Source organism: Chitinophaga arvensicola (genome assembly GCF_900110835.1).
In the GTDB taxonomy this organism is placed as follows: domain Bacteria; phylum Bacteroidota; class Bacteroidia; order Chitinophagales; family Chitinophagaceae; genus Chitinophaga; species Chitinophaga arvensicola.
In genome coordinates, this window is record NZ_FOJG01000002.1 from 2,555,416 (window position 1) to 2,572,420 (window position 17,005).

The 17,005-nt window shown below is 47.1% G+C and carries 13 protein-coding genes; 9 read left to right on the plus strand and 4 right to left on the minus strand.

Translation table 11 applies throughout. The features are described 5' to 3' along the window. Window positions 1–11: 11 nt before the first annotated feature. Both coaE and BMW79_RS27665 read left to right on the plus strand, forming a co-directional pair. Window positions 12–608: a dephospho-CoA kinase gene (gene coaE, locus BMW79_RS27660; protein ID WP_089900891.1), complete on the plus strand. Its 597-nt coding sequence runs from the start codon at window positions 12–14 to the stop codon at window positions 606–608. Window positions 609–763: 155 nt separating this feature from the next. Then, the gene (locus tag BMW79_RS27665; RefSeq protein WP_089900894.1) at window positions 764–1,066 is read left to right on the plus strand and encodes a HesB/IscA family protein; all 303 of its coding nucleotides are present in this window, start codon (window positions 764–766) and stop codon (window positions 1,064–1,066) included. 97 nt (window positions 1,067–1,163) lie between these two features. On the opposite strand, the gene secDF is transcribed toward BMW79_RS27665, so the two are convergent. Continuing rightward, window positions 1,164–4,310: a protein translocase subunit SecDF gene (gene secDF / locus BMW79_RS27670; protein ID WP_089900897.1), complete on the minus strand. Its 3,147-nt coding sequence runs from the start codon at window positions 4,308–4,310 to the stop codon at window positions 1,164–1,166. A 213-nt stretch (window positions 4,311–4,523) separates the two neighbouring features. Here secDF and BMW79_RS27675 point away from each other — a divergent pair, with 213 nt between their 5' ends. The 4 genes from BMW79_RS27675 to BMW79_RS27690 all read left to right on the plus strand — a co-directional run bounded on the left by BMW79_RS27675 (window position 4,524) and on the right by BMW79_RS27690 (window position 8,493). After that, window positions 4,524–5,723 carry a serine hydrolase gene (locus BMW79_RS27675; RefSeq protein ID WP_089900900.1) on the plus strand — a complete coding sequence of 400 codons (1,200 nt, stop codon included), beginning with the start codon at window positions 4,524–4,526 and terminating at the stop codon, window positions 5,721–5,723. Between the two features lie 43 nt (window positions 5,724–5,766). Then, window positions 5,767–6,486: a DUF4397 domain-containing protein gene (locus tag BMW79_RS27680; protein WP_089900903.1), complete on the plus strand. Its 720-nt coding sequence runs from the start codon at window positions 5,767–5,769 to the stop codon at window positions 6,484–6,486. Between the two features lie 198 nt (window positions 6,487–6,684). Further along, the gene (locus BMW79_RS27685) at window positions 6,685–7,824 is read left to right on the plus strand and encodes a pyridoxal phosphate-dependent aminotransferase (RefSeq protein ID WP_218150464.1); all 1,140 of its coding nucleotides are present in this window, start codon (window positions 6,685–6,687) and stop codon (window positions 7,822–7,824) included. Between the two features lie 138 nt (window positions 7,825–7,962). After that, complete coding sequence (locus tag BMW79_RS27690; RefSeq protein ID WP_089900909.1) at window positions 7,963–8,493, plus strand: DUF7935 family protein; 531 nt, start codon at window positions 7,963–7,965, stop codon at window positions 8,491–8,493. Here the strand turns inward: BMW79_RS27690 and BMW79_RS27695 are convergent, their stop codons facing one another. Then, window positions 8,494–9,402 carry a M23 family metallopeptidase gene (locus BMW79_RS27695; RefSeq protein ID WP_177192359.1) on the minus strand — a complete coding sequence of 303 codons (909 nt, stop codon included), beginning with the start codon at window positions 9,400–9,402 and terminating at the stop codon, window positions 8,494–8,496. Window positions 9,403–9,499: 97 nt separating this feature from the next. Here BMW79_RS27695 and BMW79_RS27700 point away from each other — a divergent pair, with 97 nt between their 5' ends. Together BMW79_RS27700 and BMW79_RS27705 are read left to right on the plus strand one after the other, a co-directional pair. Next, the gene (locus BMW79_RS27700) at window positions 9,500–11,047 is read left to right on the plus strand and encodes an acyl-CoA mutase large subunit family protein (RefSeq protein WP_089900916.1); all 1,548 of its coding nucleotides are present in this window, start codon (window positions 9,500–9,502) and stop codon (window positions 11,045–11,047) included. 25 nt (window positions 11,048–11,072) lie between these two features. Next, window positions 11,073–11,966 (plus strand): class I SAM-dependent methyltransferase, encoded by an 894-nt coding sequence (locus tag BMW79_RS27705; protein ID WP_089900919.1) that lies wholly within the window; start codon window positions 11,073–11,075, stop codon window positions 11,964–11,966. Window positions 11,967–12,017: 51 nt separating this feature from the next. Here the strand turns inward: BMW79_RS27705 and BMW79_RS27710 are convergent, their stop codons facing one another. Beyond that, window positions 12,018–14,180, minus strand: a complete 2,163-nt coding sequence (locus tag BMW79_RS27710) for a S46 family peptidase (protein WP_089900922.1) — start codon at window positions 14,178–14,180, stop codon at window positions 12,018–12,020. 132 nt (window positions 14,181–14,312) lie between these two features. Between BMW79_RS27710 and BMW79_RS27715 the strand changes: the two genes are divergently transcribed. Continuing rightward, window positions 14,313–15,437 (plus strand): sensor histidine kinase, encoded by a 1,125-nt coding sequence (locus BMW79_RS27715; protein WP_089900925.1) that lies wholly within the window; start codon window positions 14,313–14,315, stop codon window positions 15,435–15,437. A 351-nt stretch (window positions 15,438–15,788) separates the two neighbouring features. Here the strand turns inward: BMW79_RS27715 and BMW79_RS27720 are convergent, their stop codons facing one another. Continuing rightward, window positions 15,789–16,613: a M57 family metalloprotease gene (locus BMW79_RS27720; RefSeq protein WP_218150465.1), complete on the minus strand. Its 825-nt coding sequence runs from the start codon at window positions 16,611–16,613 to the stop codon at window positions 15,789–15,791. Window positions 16,614–17,005 lie beyond the last annotated feature (392 nt).

Here is a 17,005-nt window from a genome sequence, read left to right on the forward strand (position 1 = left end):
AAATTGGGACTATGTTAAAGATTGGAATCACCGGCGGCATCGGTTCCGGTAAAAGCACCGTCAGCAGAATATTTGAATTATTGGGCGTTCCCGTATACTATGCGGACGATCGCGCCAAAGACATTATGGTCCGGGATCCCGAACTGATCGCACAGATCAGGGAGCATTTCGGCGATGAAGTATATGATGCTCAAGGCGTTCTGAACCGTAAGTATCTCGGCAACATCGTGTTCAACGACAAAAACAAACTTGCCCTGCTGAATTCCCTCGTGCATCCGGCTACCATCCGGGATTCCGATAACTGGGCCCAACAACAGCACACGCCCTACGTCCTGAAAGAAGCTGCATTACTCTTTGAAACCGAGTCCTTTCACCATCTAGATAAGATTATTGCCGTATTTGCACCACAACCGCTGCGCGTTCACCGCGTGATGAAACGGGATAATGTAACCCGGAACGAAGTACTGGCCCGCATGTACAAACAAATAGATGAAACTATCAAAATGCGGCTCAGCGACTTCATCATCCACAACGATGAACAACATATGGTGATTCCACAGGTACTCGCCCTTCATGAACAACTTTTAGCACTTTCGACCGGAAAGTAAGCACCACAGTGTGTTTCCGCATCAAGCCCACCTCACATCCGGCTAAAACCCACGTAACCTACTGTTATTCAGTATGTTTAAAGCACTCCCGAGGCATTTTCAGCGCACCTGTGAACCACTCCTGATTTTCCCTAACTTTGGGTAAAATTCGGATGATGGATACTGCGAACAAAGCTCCTATTCAATTGACAGCCACTGCTGTTGAGATCGTGAAACAATTATTACAGGGAAATACAGAAGCACCTTACCTGCGGGTAGGTGTGAAAGGAGGAGGCTGTTCGGGCGTAGCCTATATGCTCGGTTTTGATGCCATCATGGAAGATGACGACCTCTTTGATGTGGCCGGTGTTCCGGTGATTATGAAGAAAGCCCATGGCATGTATCTTATGGGAATGGAAATAGACTATCAACAAGGTAGCGACGCCACCGGGTTCGTATTCCGGCAGCCAGGCAGCTGATCACATCTCTCTATATTATTTATAATACCTCATAAAAAAACCTCCTGGCAAGCCAGGAGGTTTTTATTTATCAAACATTGTTTCAGTGAGATCTTACTTATTTAGTAGTAGCCGCTGTTTTCTTAGCAACAACTTCTACTGACTCACCTTCATTGGCCAGTTGATTCTTCTTGTCGAAGTCTACCAGAACTGGCGCCGCAACGAAGATAGAAGAGTAAGTACCAGTGATCACACCCACCAGCATCGCAAAGGCGAAACCACGGGTTACTTCACCACCGAACACAAACAGGATCAGGATGGTCAGGAACACCGTCAGGGAGGTCATAATGGTACGGCTCAGGGTGTCATTGATCGCTTTGTTGATCACTGTATCCCTGTCGCGACCATGAGCGCCGGTCCGGAAGTACTCACGGATACGGTCAAATACAATCACGGTATCGTTCATGGAGAAACCAATCACAGTCAGGATTGCCGCAATAAAGTGCTGGTCAATTTCCAGTGTAAATGGTACAAAGGATCTGCACCAGGAGAATACTGCCAGCGTTACCAGTACGTCATGCAGCAAAGAGAAGATAGTACCGATAGAGTACTGCCATTTGCTGAATCGTAACAGGATATAGAGGAAGATCACCACGATAGACAGTACCGTTGCCTTTACCGCACCTGCACGCAAGTCATCGGAAATAGTCGGCGATACCGTCTGGGAACCAACAACATAACGGGTAGTGAATACTTCCGGTGTAACTGAAGCGTCATAGAACTTCTTCAGACCATTGTATAATTTATCCGCTACTTCTTTGTCCACCGCCAGGCTCTGCTGCTCAATTTTATAAGCAGTAGTGATGCTCAGCTGGTTGGTGCTGCCGATTGTTTTAACGAATACTTCGGAATCAAACTCTTTGTGCAGTACATCTGCTACTTCCTGTCTGTTCATCGGATGCTCAAAGCGGACAGTATAGCTGCGACCGCCGGAGAAATCGATACCGTGGTCGAAACCATGGAAGAAGGAAGATACACCTGCCACCATTACGATAGCAGAAACGATGTAAGCATATTTACGTTTACCTACGAAATCGAAAGCAGCATGTTTAAATACTTTGCGGGAAATCGGCGTGAAGTATTCAAAATGTCTTTTCTTTCTCATCCAGAAATCAGTTACCATACGGGAAACCAGGATACCGCAGAACAGAGACAGGAACAAACCTATGATCTGAGTGGTAGCAAAGCCCAGTACCGGACCTAAACCAAAGTAGAATAAGATGAAAGCTGTTAACAGGGAAGTAACGTGACCATCGAGTACCGGTGCATAGGAACGTTTGTAACCATCGGCGACTGCTTCCTGGTAAGATTTACCGTGGGTCAGCTCATCCTTGATTCTTTCGAAGATGATTACGTTGGTATCCACCGCCATACCGATCGTGAGTACCATACCCGCGATACCCGCCATTGTTAACGTAGCACCCATGGAAGCCAGGATACCGAAGGTAAACAGCAGGTTGAGTACCAGTGCAATGTTAGCCACCCAGCCGGCAGAATTGTAATACACCAGCATGAGTACGAAGATCACACCGAAGGAGATCATAAAGGATTTGGCACCGGCAGCAATAGATTCAGCGCCGAGGGTTGGTCCTACGATCTGTTCCTGAACGATCTGTGCAGGAGCCGGCATTTTACCGGATTTCAGGATGTTGGCGAGGTCATTTGCTTCTTCAATGGTAAAGCTACCGCTGATAGAAGAACGGCCACCCGCAATTTCACCCTGGATGGAAGGAGCAGAATAAACGATGTTATCGAGTACTACTGCTACATAGTTAAAGGTAGATGGATCTTTAGGATTGGTTGGAGCCAGTTCACCGGTCAGCTTTTTCCACTGATGGGCGCCTTCGTTATCCATCGTCATGCTGATTTCCGGCTGGTTGTTCTGGTCCATATCCTGACGGGCATCAACGATGCTTCCGCCACCAACACGTGGATCAGGGTTAGCTGGGTTTACTTTCAGTGCGTAAACGGCTAAAGGACCATGTTTATCTTCTTTATTTTCAGCACCGTATGCAAAAACTGCATCTTTAGGCAGGATAGCCTTAACAGCTGGCAGTTCGAGATAACGGTTGAAAGTAGCGGTATCTTTAGGTAAGATTCTTCCGACAGACGGACCCGGATAAATGGAACCGGATTGTGGGTCTACGTTAGGGAATAATACCATGAACAGCGGGTTCTGTTTCTGCTGTTCTTTCAGTTGTAATTCTTTGCTGGCATTTTTACCGGTATCTGCTTTAGACAGGTAATCATGCAGGCTGCCATCTTTGCTGGTGTCTTTTGCGGCAGCAGCAGTAACAGCGGAAGTAGTATCCGGTGTAGCAGGAGTGGCAGGCAGTGCGCTCTGTGAATTCCTGATTGCATCGTTCATCGGAGCCAGTACATTCTGTACAAATTCCGGAGAGTTCTTGTATACTTCCCTGAATTCGAGGTTAGCAGTTGCCTGTAAGTACTTGTGTACACGGGCAGCGTTGTCCACACCTGCGAGTTCTACAGAGATCAGTCCTTTGTTTTCATCCAGGCTGATGTTGGGTTGTGCCACACCAAATTTATCAATACGTTTCTGCAGTACGATATAGGTATTCTTAATGGCAACACGTGATTCCCTGCGGATCATGTCCAGCACCTGCTGGTTGGAGGAATTGAAGTTGATATCCTTCTGGTAGGCATTTGCGAAGATGGAAGCCAGTTTACTCTGTGGTGCTACCTCGGCGTATGCTTGTCCGAATAAAGTAACAAAATCGGCCTGGTTTGTTTTCTTCAGCTCATTTGCTCTTTCCAGCGCTTTATTGAAAGCGGCGTCCTTGGATTGACCGGATAAAGCGCGGATAACATCTTCCACCTTTACTTCCAGTACAACGTTCATACCACCCACCAGGTCCAGACCGAGATTCAATTCTTTCTCTTTGGCCTTGGTGTAAGTGACATTCCATGGGAAACCTGCAATCTTTGTGCTGGCGGTACTGTCCACAATCTCTTGTCTCCTCTGTTTAATAAACCCTTTCAGCGTATCTGAGTAGAAGCCCTGCAGTTCTGAATTGCTGGGATATTTCTTTTCAGGTGTAGGGTATTGTTTGGCCACATCGTTCTCGGCCTGCTGCTCTATCTTCTTCTCATAGTTCCGCACCAAAAACGTGAAGGACAATTGGTACAAAGAGATAAGGATCAGTGCGATGGCAAAAAATCTTACCAGTCCTTTAAGTTGCATACTGTTTGTTTCGGGTTTATAAAAAAAAATTTTAAGAGTTGCAAAGATAGAATTTAAATCGATATATTAAAGTCCTTGTTAAAAGACGCGCAAATTCAATATGCGCCTGCCTTTGCAGGTTGGTTGGCACACTTTTTTTAAAACTGCTGCTCCCTGATTCTGGTCTTTTTAAATATATTCCTTTGCTTTACAATCTATAACAACGACAAATATATGCAAACCCAACATTATCCGGCAACAGATAATTTTCTGGAAGCTTTGCTGAAAAGTCAAAAAAGCCGGTTAGGCGCCATATTCAGCGATCCTTCGACTTACCGTTTACAGGTAATTTTCACCCGGATAGATCGGGATGAGCAGCAGCAGCCTCATTTCACGGACTATCACTACGGGGTGCCCCCGGATACCTACTTCTACCCCGCTTCTACGGTGAAACTCCCCGCAGTGGCACTGGCACTGGAAAAACTGAATGATCTACAGATCCCCGGCCTGCACCGGGACACGCCTTTTTTTACCGCCCCCCTCCCAAATATCAATACAGGCGTACGCCGCGACCCTTCTGCCGCTTCCGGACTCCCCTCCCTGGCCCATTACATCAGGAAAATATTCCTGATCAGCGATAACGACGCATTTAACCGGCTTTATGAATTCATCGGGCAGGAAACCTTTAACCGCCGGCTCTGGGAAATGGGATATGAAGAAGTGCAGATCCGCCACCGGGTGGGCCTGCCCCTGTATGAGGAAGACAACCGCTACACCAATGCCCTGTATTTCCAGGAAGGCGACCAGGTATTGTACCAGCAACCCCTTGCCTTCAGTGACCTGGAGTTTTCTCCCCGCCACGACTTTGCCGGGCAAGCCTGGTATAACCACCTGGGTGAACTGGAGCAGCAACCCATGAACTTCTCTCATCGCAATAAATTACCGCTCACGAGCTTACATCATATATTACGCAGCATAATTTTTCCGGAGGCTGTAACAAATCGCCAACGATTCCGTTTAACAGGGAAAGATTACCGTTTTTTGTATCGCTGTATGTCCCAACACCCGGAAGAATCAACGGATCCGGTGTACGACCAGGAACAATATTATCAGGCATACACCAGGTTTTTACTTTTTGGCGGTGACCGGGATAGCCGGATCCCCGCACATATCAGGATCTTTAATAAACCCGGCTGGGCCTACGGATTTCTGACAGATACCGCTTATATTGTGGATTTTGCCAACAACACAGAATTTCTGTTATCAGCCAGCGTTTTTGTCAATACCACCGGTATCCTGGGAGATGACCAGGCGGCCTTTGAGAAAATGGGAAAACCATTTCTCCAGACACTCGGAGCAATAATATATGAAGCGGAAGCAGCACGTAAGAAGCAAATTTTACCGGACCTGTCCCGTTTTCAGCCAAACGACTAAAAAAACAACCGATCAATAACACACTTTAAAAACTGAGAGCAAAATGCTAATCAAGAAAAATCGCTTATGGGCAGTAGTTGCCTTGTTGACAGGAGTAATCGGCTTTTCATCCTGCCTGAAAAACGATAACAACTTTACCAATCCACGCCCACAGGCCCAGATCTTATTCCTGGGTTCATCTACCAGTACTGCTCCGGCTATTTTTTACGACAACGATCAGAAAATAACCGATAGCCTTATCAACTATAACTTCTATGCCAGATACGCTGTATACGGCGGTCTGCATAAGTTTGACCTGAAGAAAAAAGGAGGAGACAGCCTGATTTCCACCACCACTTTCAACTTCGATTCTACCCAATATTATACATACCTGATCTGGAACAAAGTACCGGTTAGAACCTCCATTATCAAAACAGACCAGACTAACTACAGCCGCGACAAAGTGGGTATCCGTTTCCTGAACCTGAGCGAAAATGCTGGTCCTGTTGACATTTATGTAGGTACTGAAAAAATTGACAGCAACCGCCTTTACTTTAACGGCGATGTTAGTTCTGCCAGCATCTTCAAACCATACAGCCCGTTCAGCGTGAATAACTCTGTTACCATCAAGGAAGCTGGCACCAATAACACCATTGCCAACAATACTTCCCTGCGTACCGGTTATTTCACACAGGGTAACTTCTACACCATTTACCTGGTGGGTGTGAAAGGCAGCACAGGTGACGACAAGCTCACTGTCAACTCCATGCAGAGCTTATACTAAGCAGCGAATTTTAATTCATATAGAACGCAGAAGGGGCCGTGGTTACGGCCCCTTCTGCGTTTATGCGGCAGCCACACGCCATCTTTCCGTGTATTATCTGGTTTTTTTCTGTAGGTTTGTTCCGGTCAATACAATGTTAATGATATGAATCAACTAGCAGAAAGGCTGTCAAGGATTTCCGAGCCTCAAACAATTAAAATGGCTAAACTCGGCCGCGAGTTGAAAGCCCAGGGTATAGACATCGTAGACCTCAGTATCGGCGAACCGGATTTTGACACCCCGGCGCATATCCGCGAAGCGGCGAAGAAGGCGATTGATGAAGGGTTCACCCATTATACCCCCGTGGCTGGCTATCCGGACGTAAGACAGGCAGTAATACACAAATTAAAACGAGATAACGGTCTTGACTATACGCCGGAACAGATTGTTGTATCTACGGGCGCCAAGCAATGCCTGGCCAATGCCGTACTCAGTATCGTCAATCCCGGCGATGAAGTAATTATCCCAACTCCTTACTGGGTTACTTATTCCGAACAGGTAAGCCTCTGCCAGGGCGAAGTGGTATTCGTTCCGTGCAGCATCGAAAATAATTACAAGATTACACCTGAACAGCTGGAAGCGGCTATCACACCGAAAACGAAGCTGTTCATGTTCTCCTCTCCCTGCAACCCTACCGGCTCCGTATATTCCAAAGAAGAGCTGCAGGGACTGGCCGACGTATTCGCAAAATATCCGCAGATCTTTATTATCTCCGATGAGATATATGAATATATCAATTACGTAGGCAAACATGAAAGCATCGCGCAGTTTGGCGACCTGATCAACCGCACAATCGTGATCAACGGCCTCAGTAAAGGTTTTGCCATGACCGGCTGGCGCCTGGGATACCTCGCCGCTCCGCTGGATATCGCCAAAGCCTGTGATAAAATACAGAGCCAGTTTACTTCTGCTACCTGCTCTATCACCCAACGCGCCGCTATCACGGCCCTCACCGGCGAACTGACCACCGCCGTGGAAATGGTCGCAGAATTTAAAAAACGCCGCGCCTACATACATGAAGCCCTGAAAACCATTCCCGGATTAAAAGTGAATGATCCAGAAGGCGCCTTCTATATGTTCCCCGATGTAAGTGCTTTCTTCAATAAATCCTTTGAAGATTCACACATCAAAAATGCCGACGACCTTTGCATGTACCTTCTTCATAAAGCACATGTGTCTACCGTTACAGGCGGCGCTTTCCAGCAACCCGATTGTATCCGCCTGTCGTATGCCACCGGCATGGACAAGCTGGAAAAAGGCGTGGAAAGAATGAAAACCTGGCTTGGAAAACTGGCTTAGTAAAAGTGATTATCTGTAATTGATATGATTACCCGGAGTAGTTATTTTATAAACATCTCCGGGTAATCATATTAATTTTAAGCATACAGTACAGAATATATAAATATGTTTATATATTTGTGCGCATAAATAAGCAAGATGGGCATTGATGTGACTACACTCCTTTACGTGGCGCTTGCAGTTGGTGCAGTGGCTATCGTATATCCAACTATAAAAGACCTTTTTAAGAAAGATAAAAGCACCGGGCGGGAAACAGACGACAAACCGCAAACAGTCAATGCTGCTACCCTTCCCCTGCAGTTACAGGCCTATGAAAGGATGGCGCTCTATGTAGACCGTATCACGCCGCAAAGCCTTATCGGACGTACGTATCAGCCCGGGCTCACTGCCGTGGATATGCAGATCGCCATGGTACAACAAATCAAAGCGGAATACGAACATAATGTTACCCAGCAGATTTACGTATCTGCCATGACCTGGGAAGCTGTAAAAACATTAAAGGAACAAACCATCTCCGTTATTAACCAGGTGGCGGTGCAATTACCAGCGGATGCACCCGCCATGGAGCTGAACAAACAAATCCTGGAAGTATTCCTGCAAGCCGGTGAATCTCCGGCCGAACTCACTTCCCAGATTATTAATGCAGAAGCTAAAAGATTGATGCGGTAATTATTTCGCGTTAATCACTTCATTCAACAGGTATCCTTTTCCATTAAACATAATATAGAGCGGCTTTCCCTGATACCAGGGAATGCCGGATTGCCTGGCATGTACCTGTATATGCAGATGTGGTTCCGTACTGAACCCGGAATTACCCACACAGCCAAGCGGATCTCCCCGTTTTACATACTGCCCTTCCTGTACCACTACACTGCCCATTTTCAGATGGCCCATAAACACATAGTAACCGGGCGTTTCCAGTAATACCTGGTTGGTATTCTTCGGACCACGGTCCATAGCAGGTGGAATATTATCGGGGTTATTGCTGTAAGCCCGCATCACCAGCCCGTCGCAGGGTGCATAAATGGTATCACCAAAGATCACATAGTCTTCCAGTTTCCGGGAGAAGATTTTATTGGCCCGTCCACCTGCATCGTTCAACTGTACGATGTCCATTGCATAGATAGCCCCACGTAAACTGAAATGGAACACATTGGTAGGCAATCCCTTACCACCCTGCAGCACGAAGTATTTGCCCGGCTTGAAAGGAAAAGACAAGGCTACACGATCCGGCTTACCCGTAGTACCGGTGAAGTACAATACAGTCATCACCACGAATACAACCGTCAGTATTCCGTTACTGATTTTTTTCCAACGGGGTGTTGGTCTGGCTGCGTGATCATGTTTACGCGCAACATATGCCACTATATTTCCGAGTAACAATACACCGAAAACGTATTTGGAATAGATAGAAAGATATACCCAAGTTCCATACAGATAGAGAAAGACACCGAGGGAAAGACCCAGCAATAAATAGCTGAAAGTAGCCGGCAACGGCCTGCTTCCTGCTTTCCATACCAGGTATAAACTGTATAATGCCAGCGCAATAGTTGCACCCAATAAACAATAAATGATCATAATTGCCTGCTTAACTTTGACACAAATTATCAATATTTTTCTCAGCGGCGAAGTACCATAATAATTATGTAACATTGCAACGCTAGTTTTTGATACTATGGAAAAGACCATTCAAACCGATTCAGGCATTGTTATAGCGCCGCTGTATACACAGCCGGTGCCTATGGAAGAACAACCCGGCGCCTTTCCTTATACCCGTGGCATACACGCAACCATGTACCGCGATAAACTGTGGACCATGAGGCAGTATGCAGGCTTTAGTACCGCAGAAGAATCCAACAAACGATATCACTATTTGTTGAGTCAGGGTGTAATGGGACTGAGTGTGGCGTTTGATCTGCCTACCCAGATCGGTTATGATTCGGATCATGCCATGTCGGAAGGAGAAGTGGGAAAAGTAGGCGTAGCCATCGATTCACTGGAAGATATGGAAATACTGTTTAAAGGAATTTCCCTGGAACAGATCTCTACTTCTATGACTATTAATGCCACCGGTTTCATCCTGCTGGCCTTTTACATTGCCCTTGCGAAACGCCAGGGCGCTGACCTGAAAAAGATTTCCGGTACCATCCAGAACGATATTCTGAAAGAATACGCTGCCAGGGGCACATTTATTTATCCTCCCAAACCCTCCATGCGGCTGATTACAGACATTTTCGCCTATTGCAGCAAAGAGGTACCGAAGTGGAATACCATCTCCATATCCGGTTATCATATCCGGGAAGCAGGCGCCAATGCAGTGCAGGAGCTGGCTTTTACACTGGCTAACGGGAAGGCCTATCTGAAAGCGGCACTGGAAGTAGGACTGGACATCAATGTATTTGCCAAACGCCTTTCCTTCTTTTTCAATGCACACAACCACCTGTTTGAAGAAGTAGCGAAGTTCCGCGCCGCCAGGCGTATGTGGGCGAACATCACCAAAGAGCTGGGCGCTACCGATGCCAAAGCGCAGATGCTGCGTTTCCATACACAAACGGGCGGCAGCACACTTACTGCACAACAGCCACAGAACAATATTGTCCGGGTGGCCATCCAAACGCTGGCAGCCACTATGGGCGGCACCCAATCCCTGCATACCAACGGCTTCGATGAAGCGCTGTCTTTACCCACGGAAGAAGCAGCACGCATTGCACTCCGTACCCAACAGATTGTTGGCTACGAAAGTGGGGTGGCAGACACCGTGGATCCTTTGGCTGGCTCGTTTTATGTGGAAGCGCTTACCAACGAAGTGGAAAGCAAAGCCTGGGAACTGATCCATAAAATTGATGCTATGGGTGGCGCTGTAAGCGCCATAGAACAGGGTTTCATCCAGGATGAAATTGCCCGCAGCGCTTACCGCTATCAGCAGGAAATAGAAAATAATGAGAAAATAATCATCGGTGTCAATAAATTTACGGCGGCAGACCAGGCTGCACCACCCGTTTTCCGTATAGACGATAGTATCCGTACTTTACAGTCGGACCGGTTACGATCTCTCCGGGAACGCCGCGATAACACGGCGGTACAACAGGCGCTGGCCAACATCCGGCAGGCGGCTGGCACCAGCGAAAACCTGATGCCCCTGGTAGTGACCGCAGTGGAACAGTTATGTACCCTGGGAGAAATAGCAGATGTGCTGAGAGAAGTATGGGGAGAGTATAAATAATTATATAAGCGTATTCAACAAACAAATGAGTTTAATCTATCACAACACTTGTCCGCTTTGTGGATCTTCACAGATACATGAAGCGCTTACTGCCAAAGACTATACTGTATCCAAAGAAACCTTCCCCATCTTCCATTGCGGAGGCTGTGGTGGCCGTTTTACACAGAATGTGCCCGACGGCGCCAATATTGGACGCTACTACCAGTCGCAGGAATATATTTCCCACTCTGAAACAAAGCAGGGGCTCATTAACCGCTTATATCACAGCGTCCGGAAAATAACCCTGCGTTCCAAACAGAACTGGGTACGCAATGCTGCTGGTATCAAAACAGGTACACTCCTGGATATCGGCAGTGGCACCGGCGCCTTTCTGCACTATATGCAAACCGGCGGCTGGACTGTTACCGGTCTGGAACCGGATGAAAATGCACGCCGCAACGCCAAAGAGATCTACAATATTGATGCGTTACCGATTGAGCAGCTGTATAGCTTACCATCGCAACAGTTTAATGTGATTACCATGTGGCATGTGCTGGAACATGTGCACGAACTGCACGGTTACCTGGATCATATCCGTACCCTCCTGAAACCAGGCGGCTCCCTGCTTATTGCAGTGCCCAACTATACTTCCTCTGATGCCGGTTATTATAAGGAATACTGGGCGGCCTATGATGTACCCCGCCACCTGTATCATTTCTCTCCCGATTCCATGGAAAAGTTACTGAACCAGCACCATATCAGGCTGGCCAAAAAACATCCGATGGTGTTCGACGGTTTTTATGTAAGCCTGCTCAGCGAAAAATATAAAACCGGCAAAAGCCGGCTGCTGCAAGGATTCTTCCACGGCTTCCGCTCCTATCGCAAAGGGCTGAAAACAGTGGATAGGTGTAGTTCTATCGTATACGAATGTAAAATATAAGCAAAAATGCCGCTCAATAATTGAGCGGCATTTTTGTTATTGCAATAATGATTACAGCAACTTCATCTCATCGATCAACCGGGTACATCCTGCATATTTATCTATAATAAATAGCACGTAGCGGATATCTACCATGATATTACGGCAGATAGACGGATCGTAATTGATATCGCTCATCGTACCTTCCCAGGTACGGTCAAAGTTCAATCCTATCAGGTGGCCCGAAGCATCCAGTGCAGGGCTGCCGGAATTACCGCCGGTAGTGTGGTTGGAGGCAATAAAACAAACAGGCATTTTACCATTTACGCCGTAGCGGCCATAGTCTTTCTTCTTATACAACTCTATCAGTCTGGCTGGTACATCAAATTCATAATCACCCGGGATGTATTTTTCCATTACGCCATCCAGGTAGGTATAGAAATCATAGTGGATAGCATCACGCGGGTTGTAGCCGTCTACTTTGCCATAGGTAACGCGAAGCGTGCTGTTGGCATCGGGGTAGAAGGTTTTCTTGCTGCGCATTACTTCCATCTGTGCCTGCATATAAGTGCGCTGCAGGTTATTGATATTGGATTGCAGATCGGCCAGCGGGCGGCTTACATTATCCACATAACCTTTACGCATCGCCATAACGAGGCGGGCGGCCGGATCTGTCCACATTTGTGCTACCACGGTATTATAGGGTTGCTGTACAAATGCTTTCAGTTTATCCATGGAGGTTAGTCCCGAAGTAGCGTAGAGTTTATCAGCCAGGAGACGGCTGTCTTTGTTATTTTCCTGCCAGATCTGTGTAAACTCAGTACCGGCATATTGTGCAGGAACACCTTTGGCATACAGTGCCAGCAGGCTCACCGCTACATCATGATCGACTGTGGCGTTATAGTTCTGGTAAAATGGCTGCATAGACTCCAGGAACTGCTGCCGCATGGTCTCATACTGTGCTTCCCCTCTTTCGTGTACGTTATTGAGGAAGTTGATGAGACGGTCGCCTACATCAAACAGTTCTACGTTCTTGGTTAGTTCGCTGAAATAGTCGCGGGTTTGTGCATACGGCTGGATCTGTTGGTAGTAACCGTTCAGGGAATCCAGCACACCGGCATATTGTTGTTTCCAGGCCGGATTTGTTTCCAGCAGCTGGCGGTAAGTAGCTTCATACTGCAGTTTTCTGCCAATGCCATTGGTTTGTTTTACACCCAGCATTTCTCCTTTCCACTTTTTCCAGTAGTTGGCAGTACCTGCAAATTTTGCGGCATATTGAATTTTGATCTGTGCATCTTTACGCATGTAGCCATCCATGATTTTGAGGGCGGCATCGCGCATTTCAACTTTAGCGGCATCCAATACTTCCACCGTTTGTTTTACCCCTTCGGAAGGCAGGTATTCTGTGGTGCGGCCAGGAAAACCCATTACCATGGTGAAGTCGTTCTGCTTCACACCTTTCAGGGAAATGGAGAGTGCATATTTAGGCTTTAAAGGCACATTATCTTTGGAATAAGGCGCGGGGCGGCCATCTTTACCGGCATAGATCCGGAACATGGAGAAATCGCCGGTATGACGGGGCCATACCCAGTTGTCGGTATCGGAGCCAAACTTCCCGATAGAAGAAGGAGGTGCGCCTACCAGGCGTACATCCCGGTAAGTTTCGGTGACAAACAGGAAATACTGGTTGCCTTCATAGAAAGGCTTTACCAGGGTTTCCTGCCAGCTTTCCTTGCGGGCATTCTGGCGGATTTCGTTCAATCGTTTATCGATAGCAGATTGCCGCTCTCTTTCACTCATGCCTGGCTTTACATCCTGCAAAGCCGCTTTGGTGACATCGTCGATCCGGACAATAAAAGTGGCAAAAAGGCCCGGGTTGGGTAGTTCCTCTACCGCAGTTTTAGCCCAGAAGCCATTTTCCAGGAAGTTATTCTGCAGGGAAGAATGTTTCTGGATGGCATCATACCCGCAATGGTGATTGGTGAGCAGTAATCCCTGCTCAGAGATCACTTCTGCGGTACAGAAGCCGCCAAAGCTTACGATGGCATCTTTCAGACTTCCTTTGTTGATGTTGTAAATATCCGAGGCACTGATTTTCATGCCCATTCCCTTCATCTCCTTTTCATTGAGACCGGAAAGCAGCTGAGGCAGCCACATCCCCTCCGTAGCATAAGTGTGCGTGCTTAGTACCACAAGTACCAATAACAGCACCGGTTTCACGATTCGTTGCAACATATCTGATATTCTTTTTATAAAACAGGCAATTTACTATAATTCGGGGAGGGAGGAAAAGATAACCCCGTGTTTCTGATCATTCATCGACATAAACCAGCGATTTAAAGAGAACATGTTTGCTATCCGGACGGAATGCGTGAATTTCATCCCCATATCTATCTGTCGCAAATGTTCCGGTTAAAATCATCGGTAGTAATCGCACATATCACGGGGTGGCTGATTTGCCTGGGTCTGCCCCTGCTGTTTATCAGCGGGCAAACGGGCGACAGTAAAGCACTCTCCATTTTATTCTCTACAGATTACCTGGTTTTCCTGGTAACCTATGTAGCACTCTTCTATTTTCATACAACGTTCCTGTTTCCACGGCTCTACTTCCGGAAGCTGCACGTATTATATTTCCTTTCCGTTTTCCTGTTGCTGGTAATGGTCAATCATATGCGGCCATATGACCACCTGTTTTCAAAGTTACCGCACCCCGCCAGGGAGGAGCAATGGCAACCACAACCACCGCCCGGAGAGATACCCCGTGGCCCTGAGGGTATGGAACCTCCACACCGGCCACCTATGCGGATCGATATTGTCAGCGATTTCCTGTTCCTGCTCACCATCGCGCTGAGTATTGCCATTGAAACCACGCATCGCTGGCGGCAAACAGAGAAAAGAGCCCTGTACGCTGAAACCCGTAAAACCCAGGCAGAACTATCTTTTCTGAAAGCCCAGATCAACCCGCATTTCCTGTTTAATACCCTTAACAATATTTACTCCCTCGCCATTACGCGCAGCGACCACACCGCCATGAGTATCATGAAGTTGTCCAATATGCTGCGCTATGTCACCGAGGATACGAGAGACGACTACGTACTGCTGGAAAGCGAGATTGACTGTCTGCGGGATTATATTGATCTTCAGAAACTCCGGCTCACTACAAAAACCAAAGTCAATTTCGCTGTCACCGGCAGCCCTGGTATCAAGTGTATTGCACCGCTGGTACTTCTCCCCTTTCTCGAAAATGCCTTTAAATACGGAGTGAGCAACCACGAACCTTCCGAAATCACCATCCTGCTGCAGACAACAGAAAATAAGATCCATTTTTATTGCAGCAATAAATTGTTCCGCATCTCACCAGATACCAACCGCACAGGAATTGGCATTTCGAATACCCGGCAACGACTGGATCATCTGTATCCCGATAAATATGAACTGCAGATCAGCGAAGACAACGGGGCATATGCTATTTCTTTACAATTACAGGTGTAAGTGATGGAGATCAGGTTTATTATGATAGATGATGAACCACCCGCTTTGCAGGCCTCTATCAGCACGGGTACGCGGCAGCGCTGATGAACAATTGCTTCAGAAATTGTTTACGGGTGTTTTCCATCGTATCATTTTTTAATCGGTGATGAGATGAAGAGAATCACATCAACCAGCAAAAAAAATAGATGAACCGGCCATCTGTACCGGAGTATAGATATGCACCAGTGCATTTCCGGAGCGGAATTGATGGTTACAGGAAATTTAATTCAACAAAGAATACGGAGGAAATCCTTTCCCTGCCCCAAAAATTCCGGCCCCGGAAATGCGTTAACAGATCAGCTCATGCAACGATTAGTGATACAAATAATTCAGCGCAATGATATCATTGGCATTGAAGGTGCGGTTGCCCCCGTTGGAACAGGCGAGCATCCAGGAGTTGGCATCTGGTGCAGAAGGCGTGCCTGGAATGTATACGGCGCCTACATTGCTGGCGCCTTCATTGGTAGGCGTACCACCACAGCTGTAGGAACGGTCCATATAATCGGTATGCCGCATACCGATACAGTGTCCGATTTCATGCTGAATCACAGAACCTACATACAATACATTTGGATTGGAACCATAGGCATACTGGTTCGTGTTCATCTTGATAGTGTTGTAAGGATTACCGCTACTGGTAGGAAAGCCAGATGATCCGAGTGTGATGTAGCCACCGCTGGGCCCCTGGTTGAAACCCTGTATGGTGATGTTGGCCGTACCGCTGGTAATACGTTGAAAAGTAATACGCAGTCCGAGCCGGTTGTACCGTGCAATGGCGGTATCTGTGCCGGCAATGAACGCCGCGCCCAGTCCGGTTACCTTTACCTTAATTACGCGGGGCAATGCGGTTACCAGGTAATTGGTGCGGTACTGTTCTGTTTGCGCAACCCTTAAAACAGGACTGCTAACGGATTCCTTCAGTTGAGCAGCAGTGAGCAGGATATCTCCTTCCACCAGGTAGCCGTCTTCTGTTTTTAATACGTTCTCTGTGCTGAAGCCATTTGCTTTGATCTGGGCTAACACTTCTGCTGATACAGGATCTGGCTGCGCTTCTTTTTGTCCGTTATTTTTTTGACAGGACGCAAAGAGGAAAGCCGCTGCCATGCAGCAGAGCACAGGAATTGATTGTGTTCTCATAGTTCAGATTTTTGGTTTGGGTTTAGAAAAAAAGATTCAGATTTTTGGTTTCATGTTAAAAGGAAATCCGTGGCCTGCAGATGCGTGCAGGCGGCGGGTTACAATATTTCATAGCTGACTCTCAAGAAAACCATTAGCAAATAATCGTCGCACGGCGTACATCTTACTACCCGCAGCAGCTTGCTGGCAGATAGTTTCAATGCTTGCGATACAAGCAACTACAACGTGATCATGCCATTACCCGCAGCCACTTCCTGGCAGATAGCTATAACACTTGCAATACAAGCAATTACTACATAATCATGCCATTACCCGTAGATGCTTGCTGGCAGATAGTTACAACGCCTGCTATACAAGCAACTACAACGTGATCATGCCACTTCCCGCAGACG

Coding starts and splice junctions, on each gene's coding strand:
- coaE (WP_089900891.1), top strand. CDS start 12: ATGTTAAAGATTGGAATCACCGGCGGCATCGGTTCCGGTAAAAGCACC.
- BMW79_RS27665 (WP_089900894.1), top strand. CDS start 764: ATGGATACTGCGAACAAAGCTCCTATTCAATTGACAGCCACTGCTGTT.
- secDF (WP_089900897.1), bottom strand. CDS start 4,310: ATGCAACTTAAAGGACTGGTAAGATTTTTTGCCATCGCACTGATCCTT.
- BMW79_RS27675 (WP_089900900.1), top strand. CDS start 4,524: ATGCAAACCCAACATTATCCGGCAACAGATAATTTTCTGGAAGCTTTG.
- BMW79_RS27680 (WP_089900903.1), top strand. CDS start 5,767: ATGCTAATCAAGAAAAATCGCTTATGGGCAGTAGTTGCCTTGTTGACA.
- BMW79_RS27685 (WP_218150464.1), top strand. CDS start 6,685: ATGGCTAAACTCGGCCGCGAGTTGAAAGCCCAGGGTATAGACATCGTA.
- BMW79_RS27690 (WP_089900909.1), top strand. CDS start 7,963: ATGGGCATTGATGTGACTACACTCCTTTACGTGGCGCTTGCAGTTGGT.
- BMW79_RS27695 (WP_177192359.1), bottom strand. CDS start 9,402: ATGATCATTTATTGTTTATTGGGTGCAACTATTGCGCTGGCATTATAC.
- BMW79_RS27700 (WP_089900916.1), top strand. CDS start 9,500: ATGGAAAAGACCATTCAAACCGATTCAGGCATTGTTATAGCGCCGCTG.
- BMW79_RS27705 (WP_089900919.1), top strand. CDS start 11,073: ATGAGTTTAATCTATCACAACACTTGTCCGCTTTGTGGATCTTCACAG.
- BMW79_RS27710 (WP_089900922.1), bottom strand. CDS start 14,180: ATGTTGCAACGAATCGTGAAACCGGTGCTGTTATTGGTACTTGTGGTA.
- BMW79_RS27715 (WP_089900925.1), top strand. CDS start 14,313: ATGCGTGAATTTCATCCCCATATCTATCTGTCGCAAATGTTCCGGTTA.
- BMW79_RS27720 (WP_218150465.1), bottom strand. CDS start 16,613: ATGAGAACACAATCAATTCCTGTGCTCTGCTGCATGGCAGCGGCTTTC.